At 44.1% G+C, this 18,054-nt stretch carries 14 protein-coding genes; all 14 read left to right on the forward strand.

Features of this window, described 5'->3' with window-relative positions; all coding sequences use genetic code 11:
• The first annotated feature begins 198 nt into the window (after positions 1-198).
• The 14 genes from ACZQK9_RS09210 to ACZQK9_RS09275 all read left to right on the forward strand — a co-directional run bounded on the left by ACZQK9_RS09210 (position 199) and on the right by ACZQK9_RS09275 (position 17,968).
• Entirely contained in the window at positions 199-1,329 is a 1,131-nt protein-coding gene (locus tag ACZQK9_RS09210; protein WP_483270395.1) for a tyrosine-type recombinase/integrase, read from the forward strand.
• Between the two features lie 82 nt (positions 1,330-1,411).
• Positions 1,412-2,509 carry a redox-regulated ATPase YchF gene (gene ychF / locus ACZQK9_RS09215; protein ID WP_021985289.1) on the forward strand — a complete coding sequence of 366 codons (1,098 nt, stop codon included), beginning with the start codon at positions 1,412-1,414 and terminating at the stop codon, positions 2,507-2,509.
• Positions 2,510-2,571: 62 nt separating this feature from the next.
• On the forward strand, positions 2,572-3,504 hold the full coding sequence (lgt, locus tag ACZQK9_RS09220) for a prolipoprotein diacylglyceryl transferase (RefSeq protein ID WP_483270396.1): 933 nt from the start codon (positions 2,572-2,574) through the stop codon (positions 3,502-3,504).
• 185 nt (positions 3,505-3,689) lie between these two features.
• Positions 3,690-4,130: a division/cell wall cluster transcriptional repressor MraZ gene (mraZ, locus tag ACZQK9_RS09225; RefSeq protein ID WP_177987032.1), complete on the forward strand. Its 441-nt coding sequence runs from the start codon at positions 3,690-3,692 to the stop codon at positions 4,128-4,130.
• Between the two features lie 11 nt (positions 4,131-4,141).
• Positions 4,142-5,083 carry a 16S rRNA (cytosine(1402)-N(4))-methyltransferase RsmH gene (gene rsmH / locus ACZQK9_RS09230; RefSeq protein WP_483270397.1) on the forward strand — a complete coding sequence of 314 codons (942 nt, stop codon included), beginning with the start codon at positions 4,142-4,144 and terminating at the stop codon, positions 5,081-5,083.
• A 17-nt stretch (positions 5,084-5,100) separates the two neighbouring features.
• Entirely contained in the window at positions 5,101-5,616 is a 516-nt protein-coding gene (locus ACZQK9_RS09235) for a hypothetical protein (protein WP_178018160.1), read from the forward strand.
• A gap of 58 nt (positions 5,617-5,674) precedes the next feature.
• Positions 5,675-7,765 carry a peptidoglycan D,D-transpeptidase FtsI family protein gene (locus ACZQK9_RS09240; RefSeq protein ID WP_483270398.1) on the forward strand — a complete coding sequence of 697 codons (2,091 nt, stop codon included), beginning with the start codon at positions 5,675-5,677 and terminating at the stop codon, positions 7,763-7,765.
• Between the two features lie 63 nt (positions 7,766-7,828).
• The gene (locus ACZQK9_RS09245; RefSeq protein ID WP_483270399.1) at positions 7,829-9,607 is read left to right on the forward strand and encodes a peptidoglycan D,D-transpeptidase FtsI family protein; all 1,779 of its coding nucleotides are present in this window, start codon (positions 7,829-7,831) and stop codon (positions 9,605-9,607) included.
• A gap of 41 nt (positions 9,608-9,648) precedes the next feature.
• Positions 9,649-10,599: a phospho-N-acetylmuramoyl-pentapeptide-transferase gene (gene mraY / locus ACZQK9_RS09250; protein WP_238298603.1), complete on the forward strand. Its 951-nt coding sequence runs from the start codon at positions 9,649-9,651 to the stop codon at positions 10,597-10,599.
• A 101-nt stretch (positions 10,600-10,700) separates the two neighbouring features.
• A complete protein-coding gene (murD, locus tag ACZQK9_RS09255; protein WP_483270400.1) occupies positions 10,701-12,068 on the forward strand; it encodes a UDP-N-acetylmuramoyl-L-alanine--D-glutamate ligase in 1,368 nt (455 codons plus the stop codon).
• 42 nt (positions 12,069-12,110) lie between these two features.
• The gene (locus tag ACZQK9_RS09260; protein WP_216506343.1) at positions 12,111-13,274 is read left to right on the forward strand and encodes an FtsW/RodA/SpoVE family cell cycle protein; all 1,164 of its coding nucleotides are present in this window, start codon (positions 12,111-12,113) and stop codon (positions 13,272-13,274) included.
• Positions 13,275-13,310: 36 nt separating this feature from the next.
• Positions 13,311-14,012 (forward strand): cell division protein FtsQ/DivIB, encoded by a 702-nt coding sequence (locus tag ACZQK9_RS09265; protein WP_216506345.1) that lies wholly within the window; start codon positions 13,311-13,313, stop codon positions 14,010-14,012.
• A 91-nt stretch (positions 14,013-14,103) separates the two neighbouring features.
• Positions 14,104-15,327 (forward strand): cell division protein FtsZ, encoded by a 1,224-nt coding sequence (ftsZ, locus tag ACZQK9_RS09270; protein WP_216506347.1) that lies wholly within the window; start codon positions 14,104-14,106, stop codon positions 15,325-15,327.
• Between the two features lie 73 nt (positions 15,328-15,400).
• A complete protein-coding gene (locus tag ACZQK9_RS09275) occupies positions 15,401-17,968 on the forward strand; it encodes an FHA domain-containing protein (protein WP_483270401.1) in 2,568 nt (855 codons plus the stop codon).
• The last annotated feature ends 86 nt before the right edge of the window (positions 17,969-18,054 follow it).

Raw genomic sequence — 18,054 nt, forward strand, 5'->3', positions numbered from 1 at the left:
ACCGAGATGTCCGTTTGTGCTTTACGTAGGTACAAAAAAAACTTGTAAAGAGAAAAGAATTTGAAAAATTCATTTCGGAAAGTGTGGAAATATAAATGAATGACAGAAGATGAGATGAAAATGAATATTCACAAAAATAAGATGCTATGGTATAATACAAGGTACTGTATTAGGGCTTCTTATGAGAGGAGCTGAAATATGGGAAAAGATTTAAAAGGCAAAGAACTTGGCAAGGGAATAACCCAGGAAAGTACGGGATTATACTCAGCCAGATTTGTAGATCGGTTTGGAAAGAGAAAACATAAACGATTCAAAAAGCTGCAAGAATGCAGAGCATGGATTGCTGATGCAACTTATGTGGATGAACACAGTGATATTTCAATGCCATCTGATATGCTGGTCGATCAATGGTTTGATTATTGGATTGGGATAAAAAAGAAAACAGTCCGTTCAAATACTGTTCGCAATTATACGGAGAGATATATTAAAAATATTAAACCGGTAATTGGGAAGATGACACTATCAGACGTGAAACCACTTCAATGTCAGAAAATATTTTATGATATGGCAGATCAGGGGTATCGCACATCTACAATTTATCAGGCAAGAATTGCATTATACAATATGTTTGAGTATGCAAAAGAGAATGAAGTCTTGCGTAGCAATCCCTGTAAAAAATCTGTGAAAAGTGATATGGGAAAGCCTTCTGAGAAGAAGGTTGCTTTAACAAGAGACATACAAAAAACATTTTTACAATATGCAGAAAATCAAAGCTATGAAAATCAGTATCGTTTTATACTACAAACCGGATTGCGAACAGGCGAATTGGTAGGATTGAAATGGGGAGATGTCGATTTTAAATCCAAAACAATTCAGATTCGCAGAAGTATGGAATATCGTTACAGTGCAAAGGAGTGGCGTATCGGAGAACCAAAGAGTAAATCAGGTTACCGTACGATACCCTTAACAGAAGAAGCGGTTGCTATACTAATAAAACAAAAAGAAAAGAATAAGAGGATTTCAGAAATTTCAACAGAATGGGAAGAATTTGTGTTTCTGTGTCGAAAAGGAACACCTGTCAAGAACAGTACATATGATACAGCGCTGTTTAAAATCTGTGACAAAGCAAAAATTCCAAGATTTTCGATGCATATCTTGAGACATACTTTTGCTACCAGATGTATTGAAGCAGGAATGAAACCGAAAACACTTCAGATGTTACTGGGCCATTCGAATATTGGAATTACAATGAACTTATATGTTCATACTACCGAGGAAGAAAAGAAAAAAGAAATGGACTTGGTAGCAGAAGCACTTATGGCAATGTAATGGCCCACTAAATGGCCCACTTGCAAAAATAAGTATGCGAAATCCCTTGAAATCAAAGGATTTATAGGAGGAAATATAAAAAATGAAATTAGGAATCGTCGGGCTTCCGAACGTCGGAAAGTCCACATTATTTAATTCTTTGACAAAGGCGGGCGCGGAAAGCGCGAACTATCCGTTCTGTACGATCGATCCGAATGTGGGTGTCGTACCGGTACCGGACAAGCGTCTTGACAAGCTGACCGAGATGTATCATTCAGCGAAGACAACACCGGCCGTGATTGAGTTCGTTGATATTGCAGGACTTGTAAAGGGTGCATCCAAGGGAGAAGGACTTGGAAACCAGTTCTTATCCAACATTCGTGAGACAGATGCAATCGTACATGTTGTACGTTGCTTTGAAGATCCAAATGTCATTCATGTCGATGGTTCGGTTGATCCGATCCGTGATATTGAGACGATTAACTACGAGTTGATCTTCGCAGATATTGAGGTGCTTGACCGTCGAATTGCGAAGGGACAGCGTGGTGCAGCCAATAATAAGGAACTTGCAAAGGAAGTTGATCTGCAGAAGCGGATCAAGGAGCATCTGGAATCCGGTAAGCTTGCAATTTCCTTTGAGACAGACGATGAGGACGAAATCAAGTGGATCAAGGAATACAACCTGCTGACAGGAAAGCCGGTGATCTATGCGGCAAATGTATCCGAGGATGATCTGGCAGACGATGGAGCAAGCAATCCATATGTACAGAAGGTGCGCGAATATGCGAAGGAATTTGGCAGTGAAGTATTTGCTGTGTGTGCACAGATTGAGCAGGAGATCTCCGAGTTAGATGATGATGAGAAGCAGATGTTCTTAGAGGAGCTTGGCGTATCGGAGTCCGGTCTGGATAAGCTGATCAAGGCAAGTTATTCTCTGCTTGGACTCATCAGTTACCTGACAAGTGGTCCGGATGAGACACGTGCATGGACAATCACGAAGGGCACGAAGGCACCGCAGGCAGCGGGTAAGATCCATACGGATTTTGAACGTGGATTCATCAAGGCGGAGGTTGTTGCTTACGATGATCTCATGGAGAGCGGCAACATGCTTGCAGCGAAGGAAAAAGGACTTGTACGACAGGAAGGAAAAGAATATGTCGTGCAGGATGGCGATGTGATCTTATTCAAGTTTAATGTATAGAAACATATCATTGTGAAAAACTTATCAATAGAGTCTATTGACGAAAATAAAAAGGAAAAACTATGTATGATATCAGATTCCCAAATCTTGGGATAGTATTAAAAAATATCAAAGACGGATTCACGATCTTTGGATTTGAAATCAAATTTTATGGTGTGATCATAGCACTTGGATTTGTGCTGGCGTTCCTTGTAATCAGCAAGGAAGCAAAAAGGACCGGGCAGAGCGAGGACACATATCTGGACTTCATGCTCTGGCTGATCATCCCGGCAATCTTAGGTGCGCGGCTCTACTATATTATATTCAGCTGGGATTCGTATTTCCAGAAGGGCAAGAGCTTCGGGAAGACGTTGTTCGATCTGATTGATATCCGGAGCGGCGGACTTGCCATCTACGGTGGCGTGATCGCGGGTGTGATTGTTGCAATCGTCTTTGCGAAGAAGCAGAAGATGAAGTTCTCTGTACTTGCCGACACGGTGACGATGGGACTTCTGATCGGACAGATCATGGGACGCTGGGGCAACTTCTTCAACCGGGAAGCGTTTGGCGATTATACGAATTCGCTTTTTGCGATGGCGATTCCGACCGACTATTATGTTGGCAAAGGAACCCTGACCGGTATGATTAACTCCGGTATCATCACTTCGGAGATGGCGAATCATATGCAGGTCTACGATGGCATGCAGTGGATCACGGTACATCCGACCTTCCTGTACGAATCGGTGTGGAATCTGATCCTTTTGATTGTTATTTTCATCTACCGGAAGCACAAGAAGTTTGATGGCGAGATCTTCCTCATGTATCTGTGGGGCTATGGTCTTGGACGTGTTTGGATCGAGGGACTTCGTTCAGATTCCCTGATGCTTCCGTTCTTCAACATGAAGGTATCCCAGATGATCGCAGCAATCTGTGTACTGGCTTGTTCCGTGCTGATTGTAAAAAAACGGATGGATACCGTAAAAAAACAGGCACCAGCAGGAAAAAAGGAACAATAAATCAATTAAAAATTGTAAGAAATGGACAAGGGAAATGCAAATTGGTATTGCATTTCCCTTTTTTTTGCTGTACAATGAAACCCAAGTGGAAGCTGAGTGGCAGTGAAATGGATGTCAAGTGGTGCTCGGTGGAGGTTGTTCCCATGCAGGGACAACATTGCATGCAATACGAAAGGTGAAGTTATATGTCATTAGGTATGGTAGGAGAATCGAATCATGGCCTCGATGCAAAGGGCAGATTGATTATTCCCATAAGATTCCGTCAGGAACTTGGGGATAAATTTGTGCTGTGCAATGGCATGGACCATAACATTGACGTATATCCGGAAGCAGAGTGGACAAAATTCGCAGAGAAGCTTGCTGCACTGCCAAAGAGTAATTTCCAGGCAAGACGTCTTCGTGATTTCTACGAAGGATCTGCGGTTGTCTGTGAGATGGATAGTCAGTATCGTATTGTAATTCCACAAAAATTACGTGAATATGCGGGCATTGATCGCGAGGTTGTCATGATTGGACATACGGATACCGTAGCAATCTGGGATAAGGCAGCCTGGGATAAGATCAACAGCCCAGAAGAGATTGACCTGAAAGAAATCGCCGAGATTGGTGAGTTGTTCAACATCTAAGGGAGGCTGCGATGGAATTTAAACACAAATCGGTACTTTTAGATGAGACAATTGACAGTCTGAATATAAAACCGGATGGAATCTATGTGGATGGAACCCTCGGTGGGGGTGGACATTCCTTAGAGATCTGCAAGCGCCTGTCGGACAAAGGCAGACTGATCGGAATCGATCAGGATCTGGATGCGATTGCAGCTGCGACCGAGCGGTTGAAGGATTACAAAGATCGTGTAACGATCGTGCATTCCAACTATCAGGATATTGATGCAGTATTAAAGAACTGTTCTGTGAGCGGTGTTGACGGAATCGTTCTGGATCTCGGTGTCTCCTCGTATCAGCTTGATAATGTGGAACGTGGATTTACTTATCGTGAGGACACGCCGCTTGATATGCGGATGAATCAGGAAAGTACTATGACAGCGAAGGATATTGTAAATGAATATTCCGAGATGGAACTGTATCATGTGATTCGTGATTATGGCGAGGACAACTTCGCGAAGAATATTGCGAAGCATATTGTGAAAGCAAGACAAGAACAGGTGATAGAGACAACCGGACAGTTGAACGAGATCATCAAGGCGGCGATCCCGGCGAAGGTCCGGCAGGGACAGGGACATCCGTCCAAGAAGACATTTCAGGCAATCCGGATTGAATTGAATCACGAACTCGATGTACTGGAGAATTCGTTAGACACCATGATCTCATGGCTGAATCCGGGAGGCAGATTGAGCGTGATCACATTCCATTCGTTAGAAGATAGGATAGTAAAGACAATTTTCAAGAGAAATATGAATCCGTGTACATGCCCGCCGGAGTTTCCGGTCTGTGTATGCGGGAAGAAACCGACGGGAAAGGTAATTACCCGGAAACCGATTCTTCCAAGTGAGCAGGAACTGGCAGAGAACAGTCGGTCAAAAAGCGCGAAGCTGCGCGTATTTGAAAAAGCGTGTGTGTAAATTAAGGAGTGATAGAAATGGCACAACAGGTAAGAAGACAAATGAATTATGTAGACGGTACAGCTGCAAGACAGATGTATGCAGCTCCGGCACGCCGTGTGTATGAGCCGGAAAGAAAAGCACCGAGCCGTAGAGTTGCTCCACAACAGCGTCCGCAGGAACGCCCGAAGGTAAAGCGCAGAGTAACAGCACAGACCAAAAAGACGCTTGCATTTTCAGCAGGGTACATGTTGTTTATGGCATGTATGGTATGTCTGGTTGTTGGCTCTTGTGTACTTATGTTATATATGAATACAAAAATCAGCACACAGCAGAATAACATCAGTGCATTAGAGGCAGAACTTGAAAAAATCGAAGATGATAACGCAGCACATAAGCTTCGTTTGAACAATATGTATACATTGGATGATATCTATAATGTAGCAACCAATGAGCTTGGCATGGTTTATGCAAAGAAAGGACAGATCATTTATTATGACAGTGCCAACGAAGATTATGTAAAACAGTATCAGAATGTTCCAGGTTCGAATTAGGATGTAGATCAAAAGTCGGGCAGTTTTGCTGCTCGATTTTTGCGGTTGAGGTAGATGTATGACTAGAAGACCACAAAACAGAGAAAATAGAAGACGACGAAAGCGTAAAGTATTTACCAACCGGATGCGTGGAAGATTGAAATTTGTATTTGTGTGTATCATGGCTGGGTTTGGCGTGTTAGGTGCAAAGATTATTTGGATCGACGCCCAAAAAGGAAGCCAGTACCAGCAACAGGTGTTAACGCAGCAGGGGTACTCCAGTCAGGTTATTCCGTATAAGCGCGGCGATATTGTTGATGCGAATGGAACAGTGCTTGCAACGGATAAGAAGGTGTACGACCTGATATTAGAGCCTGCCAACATCGTGCAGTATGAGAAGAAAAAGACAGCAACAGTGTCAGCACTGAAAGAGTTTTTCGGATTTACCGATGAAGAGATTGCGGGATTTTTGTCAAACGAAAAGTCATATTATGTCGTGGCAAAAAAAGGTGTTGAGTACGAGGAAGTACAGAAATTTGAAGAGTACTGTAAAACCGATGAGGGTTCTAATGTTGTTGGAATCTATTACGAGGAACGGTATGTACGTGTTTATCCAAACAAGGAATTAGCATGTCATCTGCTCGGATTTACTGTCAGTGGAAATGTTGGTATGTATGGCGTTGAAGAATATTATAACAGCGAGTTAAATGGTACGAATGGACGGGAATACTCTTATCTGAATGAAGATTATGGTGTGACTAATTCCATCGAACCTGCAACGAACGGCTATAATCTTGTGACGAGCATTGATGCAAATGTACAGAAGATCGTTGAAGAGAAGGTAAAGGCAAAGCTGGAGGAAGAGGACGCCAAGAATATATCTGTGCTGGTGATGAATCCGAAAAATTGTCAGATCATGGCACTTTACAATTCCCATACGTTTGATCCAAACGATGCCTATGATCTGGACTCTACACAGTATCAGTTTGATACGCCGGAAGAACTCGAAGCTGCGGGATATTCGAGCTTTGAGGATTTCAAGCAAAATGGAACCGATGAAGAGCATGTCGATGCACTTTATAAGGTATGGCGTAACTTCCCGGTATCGGATGTGTTTGAGCCGGGTTCCACGTATAAGACATTTACGATTTCAGGTGCACTTGAAGAGGGCGTGATTACGGCAGAAGATACATTCTTCTGTGATGGTGGTGAACAGATTGAGGATCGTTATATACAGTGCCACTCCCATGATTATGGTGGACATGGAACGGTCGATCTTTCCGGAGCGCTGGAGAAATCCTGTAACGATGCATTGATGCAGATTGCAGCAAAGGAAGGAATTACATTATTTGATAAGTATCAGGTCCTGTTTGGATTCGGACAGTCGACGAATGTGGATCTGCCGGGTGAGCCAAGTGATTCTTCGCTTAGTGGATTAGTATTCCATGCAGATAATATGGGCTCCGTATCTCTTGCGATATCTTCATTTGGCCAGGGCGTAACAACCTCGATGATGCAGGTTGGAACTGCATTTTGTTCTGCGATTAACGGCGGATATTATTATGAGCCAAGTGTTGTACAGCGGATCGAAGATGAAAACGGCAATATCGTCCGGAATCTGGATCCTGTGTTAGTCAGAAGAACGATCTCGGAGGATGTGTCAGCACAGATGCGCCAGTTCCTGAAGAATGTAGTATCGGAAGGTACTGGTAAGAAAGCAGCAGTTGAAGGATATGAGATTGGTGGTAAGACAGGTACTGCCGAGAAGCTTCCACGAGGAAATGGAAAATATATTCTTTCCTTTATCGGATTTGCACCTGTGGACGATCCACAGGTTGTCATCTACGTGGTAGCAGATGAACCGGAATTACAGTCAGGTAGTGGTGAGGCAGCACATTTATTTGCAGACATTGCAGAAGCAATCTTTCCATATTTGAATATTTATAAGACGGATGAGATATATGATATTGATGAGGCAACGGCAGAGGATGAACCTGCAACACCAATTTATAGCGGAGATGCCCCGGCTAATGATGTAGCGGGTGGCGCTGACAATCCGTATGTTGAGCAGTCCGGGGAAGAAACGACAACAGAAGAAACAACAGAAGATTCAAATGCAACAACAGAAACACCGGCACAGGACACAACGCAGGAAGCACCAACCGGATGATGTAGAAAACAGGTATAGTCCGCATGCTTAAGGAATACATTTTTATAAAATGAGAATTGGGCGATGACGGGTATGCAGCATCTATTTACAAGTTCCCATCGGAAACGGTTGTTGATTATAGTGATTGCATTTTTCACGTTATTGACTATAATAACGGTGAAGCTTATCTGCATCATGACCGTGGAAGCAGATGATTATGGATATCGGGCACGTGCGGTACAGGAGCGGGAACGGAGTATCAAGGCAAAGCGTGGCAGTATCTATGATAGAAACGGCGTTGTACTTGCCGGCAATCAGGCAGTCTGCTCGATTTCGGTGATCCATAACCAGATTGAAGCTCCGGAGACAGTGATACAGGTGCTCAGTGAAAAACTGGAACTGTCAGAGTCGGAGGTTCGCGCACGTGTGGAAAAAAGATCCGTGCGTGAAAAAATTAAAAGCAATGTGGACAAGAAACTGGCAGACGAGATCCGGGAAATGAATCTGGCAGGTGTCATGATTGATGAGGACTACAAGCGGTATTATCCGTACAGTACGCTGGCATCCCATGTACTTGGGTTTACCGGAAGCGATAATCAGGGAATTGTCGGCCTGGAAGTGTACTATGACGATTTGTTGATGGGCGAAAATGGCAGCATCAACACCGTTACAAATGCCAGAGGCATTGAAGTGGAAAATGTGGCGGAGAGAAGAGTGGAAGGCACAGCCGGACAAAATCTGATCACGTCCATAGATATAAATATCCAGCAGTATATCACGCAGAAAGCGATGGAGGTGCTGGAGAAAAAACAGGCGAAACGCGTGTGTATTATCGTGATGAATCCTCAAAATGGAGAAATTTATGCATTGGCGGATGTGCCGGAATATGATTTAAATGAGCCGTTTACATTGAATTATGAAACGGATGAAACGGTGACGCAGGATATGCGGAACCAGATGTGGAGAAACTATTGTATCAGTGATACCTATGAACCGGGTTCGACCTTCAAGATTGTGACGGCAACAACTGCATTTGAACAGGGCGTGCTGCGCGTGGAGGATCAGTTTTACTGCCCGGGATACCATATTGTGGAGGATCGCCGGATCCGATGCCACAAGATTGCCGGGCATGGGGCAGAAACCTTTCGGGAAGGTATCATGAATTCCTGCAATCCGGTGTTTATGCAAGTCGGAGAGCGTATTGGTGTAGATGGTTTCTACAAAGGATTGAAGAATTTAGGATTGTTTGAGCAGACGGGAGTGGATCTGCCGGGAGAAGCAAACTCCATCTTTCACAAGCAGGAAAAGGTAGGACCGGTCGAGCTTGCAACCATGTCATTTGGACAGTCGTTTCAGATTACGCCGTTACAGTTGATGCGCGCGGCAGCCGCAGTGGTAAACGGCGGGAATCTGGTGACACCGCATTTTGGTGTATATACAACAGATGAAAATAACAATGTCACCGAAGTTTTGAAATATGAGACGAAGACGGGGGCGGTCAGTGAAGCAACCAGTGAGACGATGAAAGAACTGCTTGAGGCAGTTGTTGCCGAAGGTACCGGACATCGGGCATTTATCGCCGGATATTCAATCGGTGGTAAGACGGCAACAAGTGAGAAACTGCCACGAAGTGAGAATCGCTATATTTCTTCCTTCCTCGGATTTTCCCCGGCGGACAATCCGCAGGTTATGACACTGATTCTGATTGATGAACCGCAGGGCATCTATTATGGAGGTACGATTGCGGCACCGGTCGTAGGTGAGATATACGACAACATTCTGCCGTATCTCGGCATCTACAAGGACGAGAACGCAGAGGAGGAGACAACGCAGACAATCAGCATCGACGATGCTGTGTTTTAAATATTACAATACAAGCGATGGCTTGATAAAGGAGAGAAGTTATGAAATACGACATAATTGTTCCAGCATTGATAGCATTTGGTGTGAGTGTGATTTTAAGTCCGATTATTATTCCGTTTTTAAAGAAACTGAAGTTCGGACAGTTTGTGCGTGACGATGGACCGGAATCGCACCTGAAGAAGTCGGGAACACCGACAATGGGTGGTTTGATCATCCTGTTCAGTATCGTGATTACATCACTCTTTTATATCAAGGATCATAAAGAGATCGTTCCAATTTTGTTTGCAACTCTGGGATTTGGACTGGTTGGTTTCTTAGATGATTTTATCAAGGTTGTCATGAAACGGTCGCTTGGTCTCCGCGCATGGCAGAAGATGCTGGGACAGTTCCTTGTGACCGGTGTTTTTGCATATTACATTCATGCATATACAGATCTTGGAACAACGATGATCATTCCATTCACACACAAGGTCGTTGATCTTGGATGGGTTTACTATCCGCTGATGTTCTTTGTTATGCTTGGTACAGCGAACGGTGCAAATTTCACGGATGGTCTGGATGGATTGGCATCGTCTGTTACTGTATTGATCGCAACTTTCTTCGCGATTGCAGCCATCGCGGCAGGCTCTGGTGTGACACCGATTGCCTGTGCAGTCGTTGGAAGTCTGCTTGGATTTTTGGTATACAATGTTTATCCGGCACGTGTGTTCATGGGAGATACCGGATCACTTGCTCTGGGCGGATTTGTCGCGTCGACAGCGTATATGCTGCAGATGCCACTCATTATATTGATTGTTGCATTTATTTATCTGGCCGAGGTGCTTTCTGTTATCATTCAGGTTGTAAGCTTCAAGACAACCGGAAAGCGTGTATTCAAGATGGCACCGATCCATCATCATTTTGAGCTTTGTGGATGGCCGGAGACGAAGGTTGTTGCAATCTTCTCGATTGTTACAACAATTCTGTGTCTGATTGGTATTCTGGCAATTTAGAGGAGGAAGCATCATGAACGAAGTGAATGATTTAGGATGCTTCCGACGACCTGCCGCCGAACGAATGTGAGGGGGCGATATATATATTAGGAGGAACCATTATGAACGATAAGAAAGTATTAGTTGCAGGAGCAGGAAAAAGTGGAATCTGTGCAAGTGAACAGCTTCTTCGGAATGGAGAACAGGTTGTGCTGTTTGATGAGAATCCAAAGGGAACACTCACGGAAGCGGTGATTCTTGAAAAGCTCGGCTTTGATAAGAAACCGGAGGCTTTGACAATCTGGCTTGGCGCACTGACAGATGAATTACTTGCGGATATTTCCTGTATGGTTATAAGTCCGGGAATCCCGGTCGATGCACCATTTGCACGCAAAGTAAAAGAGGCTGGCATTCCGGTATGGAGTGAGATTGAGCTTGCATATACTTACGAGAAGGGTACAGTGGCAGCTATCACAGGTACGAACGGAAAGACGACAACGACAACACTGGTCGGTGAAATAATGAAAGCTTACAATGAGAAAACATTTGTCGTGGGAAATATTGGAATCCCATACACAAGCCTGTCAGATCAAAGTACAGAGGATTCTGTTACGGTTGCGGAGATCAGCAGCTTCCAGCTGGAGACAATTCATACATTCCGCCCACATGTGAGCGCGATACTGAATATTACGCCGGATCATTTAAACCGGCATTATACATTTGAAAATTATGCAAACTGTAAGTTGGATATCACGAAGAATCAGACAAAGGAAGATTATGCAGTGATGAACTACGATGATCCGGAGACGGTCCAGCGTATTGATAAGGTTCCGGCAACTGTAATTTTATTCAGTCATAAAAAGGAACTGGAGTCTGGTGTGATTGTCAAAGATGGTGCGGTTGTGATCCGCGAGGATGGCAAAGAGACCTATGTGATGCCGCTTTCCGAGTTCCAGCTTCTGGGAGATCACAATATAGAGAATCTTTTGGCAGCGGTTGCAATATCATATTATATGGGAGCTGATATTGCCACGATCCGTAAGGTATGTGGTGCATTTAAGGGTGTGGCACACCGGATCGAATATGTCCGCACGTTAAATGATGTCAATTATTATAATGATTCCAAGGGTACGAATCCGGATGCTGCAATCAAGGCAATCCAGTCGATGGTGCGTCCGACGTTCCTGATCGGTGGTGGTTATGATAAGAAGTCTACTTATGATGAGTGGATTGAGAGCTTTGACGGCAAGGTAAAATGTCTGCTTCTGATCGGACAGACGGCACAGGATATTGCAGATTGTGCAAGAAAACATGGATTTGAAAACATTGAAATGATGGATGATTTAAAACAGGTTGTGGAATATTGTCATACACATGCACAGCCGGGTGATGCGGTACTTCTTTCGCCGGCATGCGCAAGCTGGGGAATGTTTGACAATTATGAGCAGCGTGGAGATATGTTTAAGGAATATGTAAATGCGCTTTCATAGGAAAGCTGAAAATGGAAAGAAAAAGACAGGAGTGTCTGAGCTATGGCATATGGCAGAAGAAAATTGAAAAAGAATAAGATATTCGCGACAGGTGGATATATGGATTATCAGACGATTTTCTTGGTTGTCGTTTTGCTGGCGTTTGGTGTCATGATGGTATACAGCGCGAGCGCATACCGGGCATCACTTTCCGGACTTTCGAGTGGATATTTTGCGATGCGTCAGGGCATCATTGGATTGGCAGGTATCATTGTCATGATGCTGGTTTCTTGTTTAAACTATCAGTTTTACAAGCACCGGTTGATGCAACGGCTGATTGCGACAGCGATGATTGCCTGTGCCGGTATTGCGCTTGTACTCGGTGTATCTTCTCATGGTTCACAGCGTTGGATTGAGGTTGCAGGTGTTCAGCTGCAACCATCCGAGATTGTAAAGCTGCTGATCATCCTGTATCTGCCGAGTGCATGTGTGAAGCATCCGAAATACCTGACCTCTTACCAGGGAATCATCCGGCTGATTGCACCATGTATTGTGAGTGCAGGGTTGATTGCGAAAGAGAACTTAAGTACTGCGGTTGTCTGTGTGGCAATCATGGTCGTTATTATATTTGTTGCATGTCCGGATTACAAGATTCTGGTTATGCCAGTCATTGCACTGGCGATCGCTGGTGTGCTGCTTATCACAACAGTTGGTTATCGTGGTAATCGAATTGATGCATGGCTGCATCCGGAGACAAGTGATTCCGGATATCAGACGATGCAGTCACTGTATGCGATCGGTTCTGGAGGATTGTTTGGAAAGGGATTAGGACAGAGTATCCAGAAGTTGGGTTTTCTTCCAGAGTCTCACAACGATATGATCTTTGCAATCATCTGCGAGGAACTTGGATTGTTTGGTGCACTTTGCGTCATTGCATTGTTCGTCATGCTGATCGTACAGCTTCGCTATATTGCAAATCATGCCAGAGACCGATATGGCGCATTGGTTGTAACAGGAGTTATGACACATATTGCAGTGCAGATGATCATCAACGTCGGTGTTGTTACCAATGTTATCCCGAACACGGGCGTGCCGCTTCCGTTTATCAGCTATGGTGGTACATCACTTGCTTTTTTGATGGTGGAAATGGGATTTGTGTTAAGTGTATCAAGACAGATGCTTCCATATGAGGCACCTACGAAACAGGAGCTGCAAATGCAGCGGTAGATCAGGGCGGTACATAGGAACAAAAGGAGAATTGTTTTGAAAAAACATTGGATAATATTGTTTATACTTGTAGTGATAGTTGGAACGCTTGCGTACCTGTCGACCTGGACGGTAGACAAGGTGCAGGTGGAAGGCTGCGAGATTGTAAACACACAGTCAGTCAGTGATGCAATGAAAGAACAGGCACCGCTGGATAACACATTGCTTTTGTATTTAAAGAGTAAAATGAACAAACTAAAAGAACTTTCTTTTGTGAGTAAGATGAATCTGGAACTGACAGATAAAAATACAGTAACCGTGACAATATACGAAAAATCCATAGCCGGCTGTGTGTTACATAAGGGCGACTATGTGTATTTTGATAAAGATGGTATAGTATTGGATTCGTCAAAAACACGTGTCGGAAGTGTACCACTCATCAAAGGTCTGACCTTTACAGAGTGGGAAACAGGCAAGAAGCTTCCGAGCGATGATGACAGAAAATTCCAGACAATACTGACCATTACGCAGTTGGTGGAAAAATATGACCTGGAGATTGATGGTATCAAGTTCACCGCTGAAAATGAAATTGTTCTCCAACATGGAGGCATTACAATTGAATTGGGAGAGGGGGAATATCTGGCGGTTCAGATGATGAATCTGGGCAATATACTGAAAAATCTGGAAGGTATGTCCGGAACATTGTATATGAAAGACTTTGATTCGGAAAACGCAACTGCGAGCTTTAGCAAAAATTAATGGAATTTTACGTAAACCTATTGATTATTTCAAAAAAAACCTATATTATATAGGATAATAATGCGCAAATAGAATAAAGGAGGAAAAGACCTTGCTTGAAATAAAATCGAATGACGAGAAAACCCCTGCAAGAATCCTTGTGATTGGTGTAGGTGGAGCTGGTAACAATGCAGTAAACAGAATGATTGATGAGAATGTGGAAGGTGTCGAACTGATTGCCATCAACACAGACAAGCAGATTTTATCACAGAATCGTGCTACAACAAAGATTCAGATTGGTGAGAAGCTGACGAAGGGACTCGGTGCAGGAGCAAAGCCGGAAATCGGAGCAAATGCAGTAGAGGAAAATAGAGAAGAGATTACCGATATCATGAAGGATGCCAATATGGTATTCGTTACTTGTGGTATGGGTGGTGGTACTGGTACAGGTGCTGCTCCGGTCGTTGCAGAGATTGCAAGAAATCTTGGGATTCTGACTGTCGGTGTTGTAACAAAACCATTCTCTTTTGAAGGTAAGCCTCGTATGAACAATGCCATTAATGGTATTGCAAAGCTGAAAGAAAACGTAGATACTCTGATTGTTATTCCAAACGACAAGCTGTTACAGATCTGTGATAAGCGTACAAGCATTCCGGAAGCTTTGAAAAAAGCGGATGAGGTATTGCAGCAGGGTGTACAGGGAGTAACAGACCTGATCAACAAGCCGGGTCTGATCAACCTTGACTTTGCCGATATCCAGACAGTTATGCGTGACAAGGGTGTCGCTCATATCGGTATCGGTCGTGCCAGTGGTGATAACAAGGCAGTGGATGCAATCAAGTCTGCTATGGACAGCCCATTGCTGGAGACAACTGTCAGTGGTGCAAGCGATATCATCGTAAACTTCTCAGGAAATATTGGTATCGTGGAAGCATACGATGCAATCACATACCTGACAGAGGTTGCTGGAGACAGCGCAAATATCATATTTGGTACTGTAGATAATGATGTGATGGGTGAGGATGTATGTATCACAATCATCGCAACAGGTATTGAGGACAATGCGGCAACACAGCCGATTATGCAGAATCCTGTAAAGTCTTCTGCTGTAAAGCCGACGGTAGCACCGGTTGGAAAGACTCCTACATATGCGAGCCAGCCAATTACAAGTGTAAAGCCAATGGGAACCGCAACAAAGCCGTCTTTCATGTCTACTCCGGCAGCGAAGCCATCGGTAAGTGCTGATATTTCAAGTGCAGCAAAGCCGGCTCCTGCAAAGAGAGAAACAGGTAATGGCGGTGGAATCAAGATTCCGGATTTCCTCAAGCGTGGATAAGTAAGCAGGAACTAAAGGGACTGTTGTGTTATATGTGCAACAGTCCCTTTTTATAGTATAGAGGGGAGGATATATGGGAGACAGAGAAGAAAAAACGGTGTTGTTTGATGCGTCGATGTTACAGCAATACCAGAGAAATACGACAGGAAAAAGCTCATTAGTTATTGTAGATGGAAATGGAATACAGGAATATAATTTGAGTGAGCTTACAGACGGTGCTTATACCTTCGGGCGGAGCGAGAACAACAGTATCCGGTTGAATTCCGGCATTGTCTCAGGAAATCACGGTGAGATATATTTGCAGGAGGGCAGGTGCTATATCCGTGATAATCACAGTTCAAATGGTTCTTACCTTGCCTATGGTACGCAGTTTATCCAGATGGCACCGGATCAGTATTATGGCGGCGATGGCAGAGATATGATCGTCCGTCTTGGAACGAACCATTCAATGGATGGCATTGATCCGGTACTCCTGTTGTACAATGGACAGCAGAAGGAGGGGCGTTGGAAGACGTATTCCCTGCATGATGGAGATAACAGCATTGGCCGTGCGGCAGACTGTGATATCCGTTTGAAGAATGTTGCGATTTCCAGATACCATGCAGGCGTCCGCAAAGTAAAAAATCAATTTTATGTGTTTGACAATGGTTCTACAAATGGTGTGTTTGTAAATGGAAGCCGGATTGTAAAGCCATATTGTCTGTCAAACAAAGATATCTTTACCATCTTGAATACCACATTTATCTATGATGGAAATGTTCTGTATTACAAGGTGAACCCGGAAGGTATTGCGTTAGAGATCCATGATCTGAACAAGGATGTGCCGGCAAAGGGCGGAAAGAAAACGATTCTTGACAAAGTCAGCCTGAGCATTGAGCCAAATGAATTCGTAGCGATCATCGGAGGTTCCGGTGCCGGAAAGACGACACTGATGACAGCGATGAGTGGATTTGATTCGAAGGTGACCGGACATGTATATTGTAATGGCACGAATCTGCATGAGAACTTCCAGACACTTAAAAATATCATAGGATTTGTACCACAGCAGGATATTATTTATGAGAATATCACGCTTAAGAAGATGCTTTATTATACAGCGAAGATGAAGATGCCGCAGGATACGAGCAATCAGGAAATTGAGGAGCGGATCGAAGAAGTACTTCGTATGGTAGAGCTTTCAGAACATAAGGATACCTATATCCGTCGTCTGTCCGGTGGACAGAAAAAACGTGCAAGTATTGCCGTGGAATTGTTGGCAAATCCGGGGCTTTTCTTCCTGGATGAACCGACATCCGGACTGGATCCGGGAACGGAAGAACATCTGATGCGAACGCTGTCCAAGCTGTCGAAGGAACAGGAGAAAACAATTGTCATGGTAACCCATACGATCAATAATCTTGATCTGTGTGATAAGGTTATTATCATGGGATATGGCGGACGGCTTTGCTACTGCGGAAGTCCGGCAGGTATTAAGGACTTCTTCCGTACAGATGATCTCGTGAAGGTCTATGATATCATCACGGCTGATCCGAAGGGCTGGGAGACGCAGTTTAAGATGTCCGGTATCAATGCGGTAAGCGGACAGGTGCACGAGTCAAACGGCGAGGCAATCAAGCCGAGAACAGTCAGCGGATTTGTGCAGTTAGGGATTCTGGTACGAAGATATACGACTTTGATTATGAACGATGTACAGCGACTGGCATTGATTTTTGGACAGCCGCTGATCATTGGGTTACTTCTGACGTTAGTTGCAGGGCCGGATATCTATCGGAAGTTCACGGAGACACAGTCCATCCTGTTCACGCTGATGAGTGGCGGCATCTGGATGGGACTTCTGAACACGATTCAGGAAGTAAACAAAGAACGTGTTATCTTGAAACGGGAATATATGGGGAACCTGAAGCTGCCGATTTACATGTTGTCCAAGTATATTGTGCAGGGCGTGATATCCTTGATTCAGGCAGTGATACTTGTTTTGACATTTGTATTGATCAAGGGTGCACCGGACTGCAAGGGTGTCATCATCTCCAATGCAACGCTTGAGATGATTGTTTTGATATTCCTTACGATCTATGCGTCTGCAGGTATGGGGCTGCTGCTTTCTTCTATCACGAAGAGCGCAGACCGGGCGATGGCAATAGCACCGTTTGTGCTTATTATACAGCTTATCTTCTCCGGTATTTTGTTTGAACTGACGGGTGCGACAGACAAGATTTCCTATGTGACATTTTCCCGTTGGGCGATGGAATCCATCGGAAGTACCTGCGACCTGAATTTGCTTGATCCACCGGGGCAGGAAGAAAGTGAACAGGTAGAGGATCAGTTTGATGATCTGGTTGCCACCTGTAACGATGCAATTGCAGAGATGCAGGAAGCCTATGACGAAAAGATCAATGAATTGCAGGATGCAGTAGAGCTCTATTCTGCATTGGCAAATAATCCACAGACCTTCGAGGAATACACATCGGAGCCGCAGACAATCGAGTCAGAATATGAGCCGACAGAGACGGAGGACAATAAGATGTATGTGCGTTCCAAGGCAAGAACGGTCCGCTCATGGCTGATCCTGTATGGTTCGACATTCCTGTGCGCAGGAGTAAGTGTATTAGTTTTAAGAAAATTAAAAGATGAACAGAGATAACAGAATAGAATAAGATAAGGGGGATTTGTTTCCCTGTAAAGTGTAAAAAGAGTTGGTTGTCCGTTCATATTCTAAAACAGACCGTT

This window comes from Wujia sp. (assembly GCF_056872695.1).

Coding starts and splice junctions, on each gene's coding strand:
- ACZQK9_RS09210 (WP_483270395.1), top strand. CDS start 199: ATGGGAAAAGATTTAAAAGGCAAAGAACTTGGCAAGGGAATAACCCAG.
- ychF (WP_021985289.1), top strand. CDS start 1,412: ATGAAATTAGGAATCGTCGGGCTTCCGAACGTCGGAAAGTCCACATTA.
- lgt (WP_483270396.1), top strand. CDS start 2,572: ATGTATGATATCAGATTCCCAAATCTTGGGATAGTATTAAAAAATATC.
- mraZ (WP_177987032.1), top strand. CDS start 3,690: ATGTCATTAGGTATGGTAGGAGAATCGAATCATGGCCTCGATGCAAAG.
- rsmH (WP_483270397.1), top strand. CDS start 4,142: ATGGAATTTAAACACAAATCGGTACTTTTAGATGAGACAATTGACAGT.
- ACZQK9_RS09235 (WP_178018160.1), top strand. CDS start 5,101: ATGGCACAACAGGTAAGAAGACAAATGAATTATGTAGACGGTACAGCT.
- ACZQK9_RS09240 (WP_483270398.1), top strand. CDS start 5,675: ATGACTAGAAGACCACAAAACAGAGAAAATAGAAGACGACGAAAGCGT.
- ACZQK9_RS09245 (WP_483270399.1), top strand. CDS start 7,829: ATGACGGGTATGCAGCATCTATTTACAAGTTCCCATCGGAAACGGTTG.
- mraY (WP_238298603.1), top strand. CDS start 9,649: ATGAAATACGACATAATTGTTCCAGCATTGATAGCATTTGGTGTGAGT.
- murD (WP_483270400.1), top strand. CDS start 10,701: ATGAACGATAAGAAAGTATTAGTTGCAGGAGCAGGAAAAAGTGGAATC.
- ACZQK9_RS09260 (WP_216506343.1), top strand. CDS start 12,111: ATGGCATATGGCAGAAGAAAATTGAAAAAGAATAAGATATTCGCGACA.
- ACZQK9_RS09275 (WP_483270401.1), top strand. CDS start 15,401: ATGGGAGACAGAGAAGAAAAAACGGTGTTGTTTGATGCGTCGATGTTA.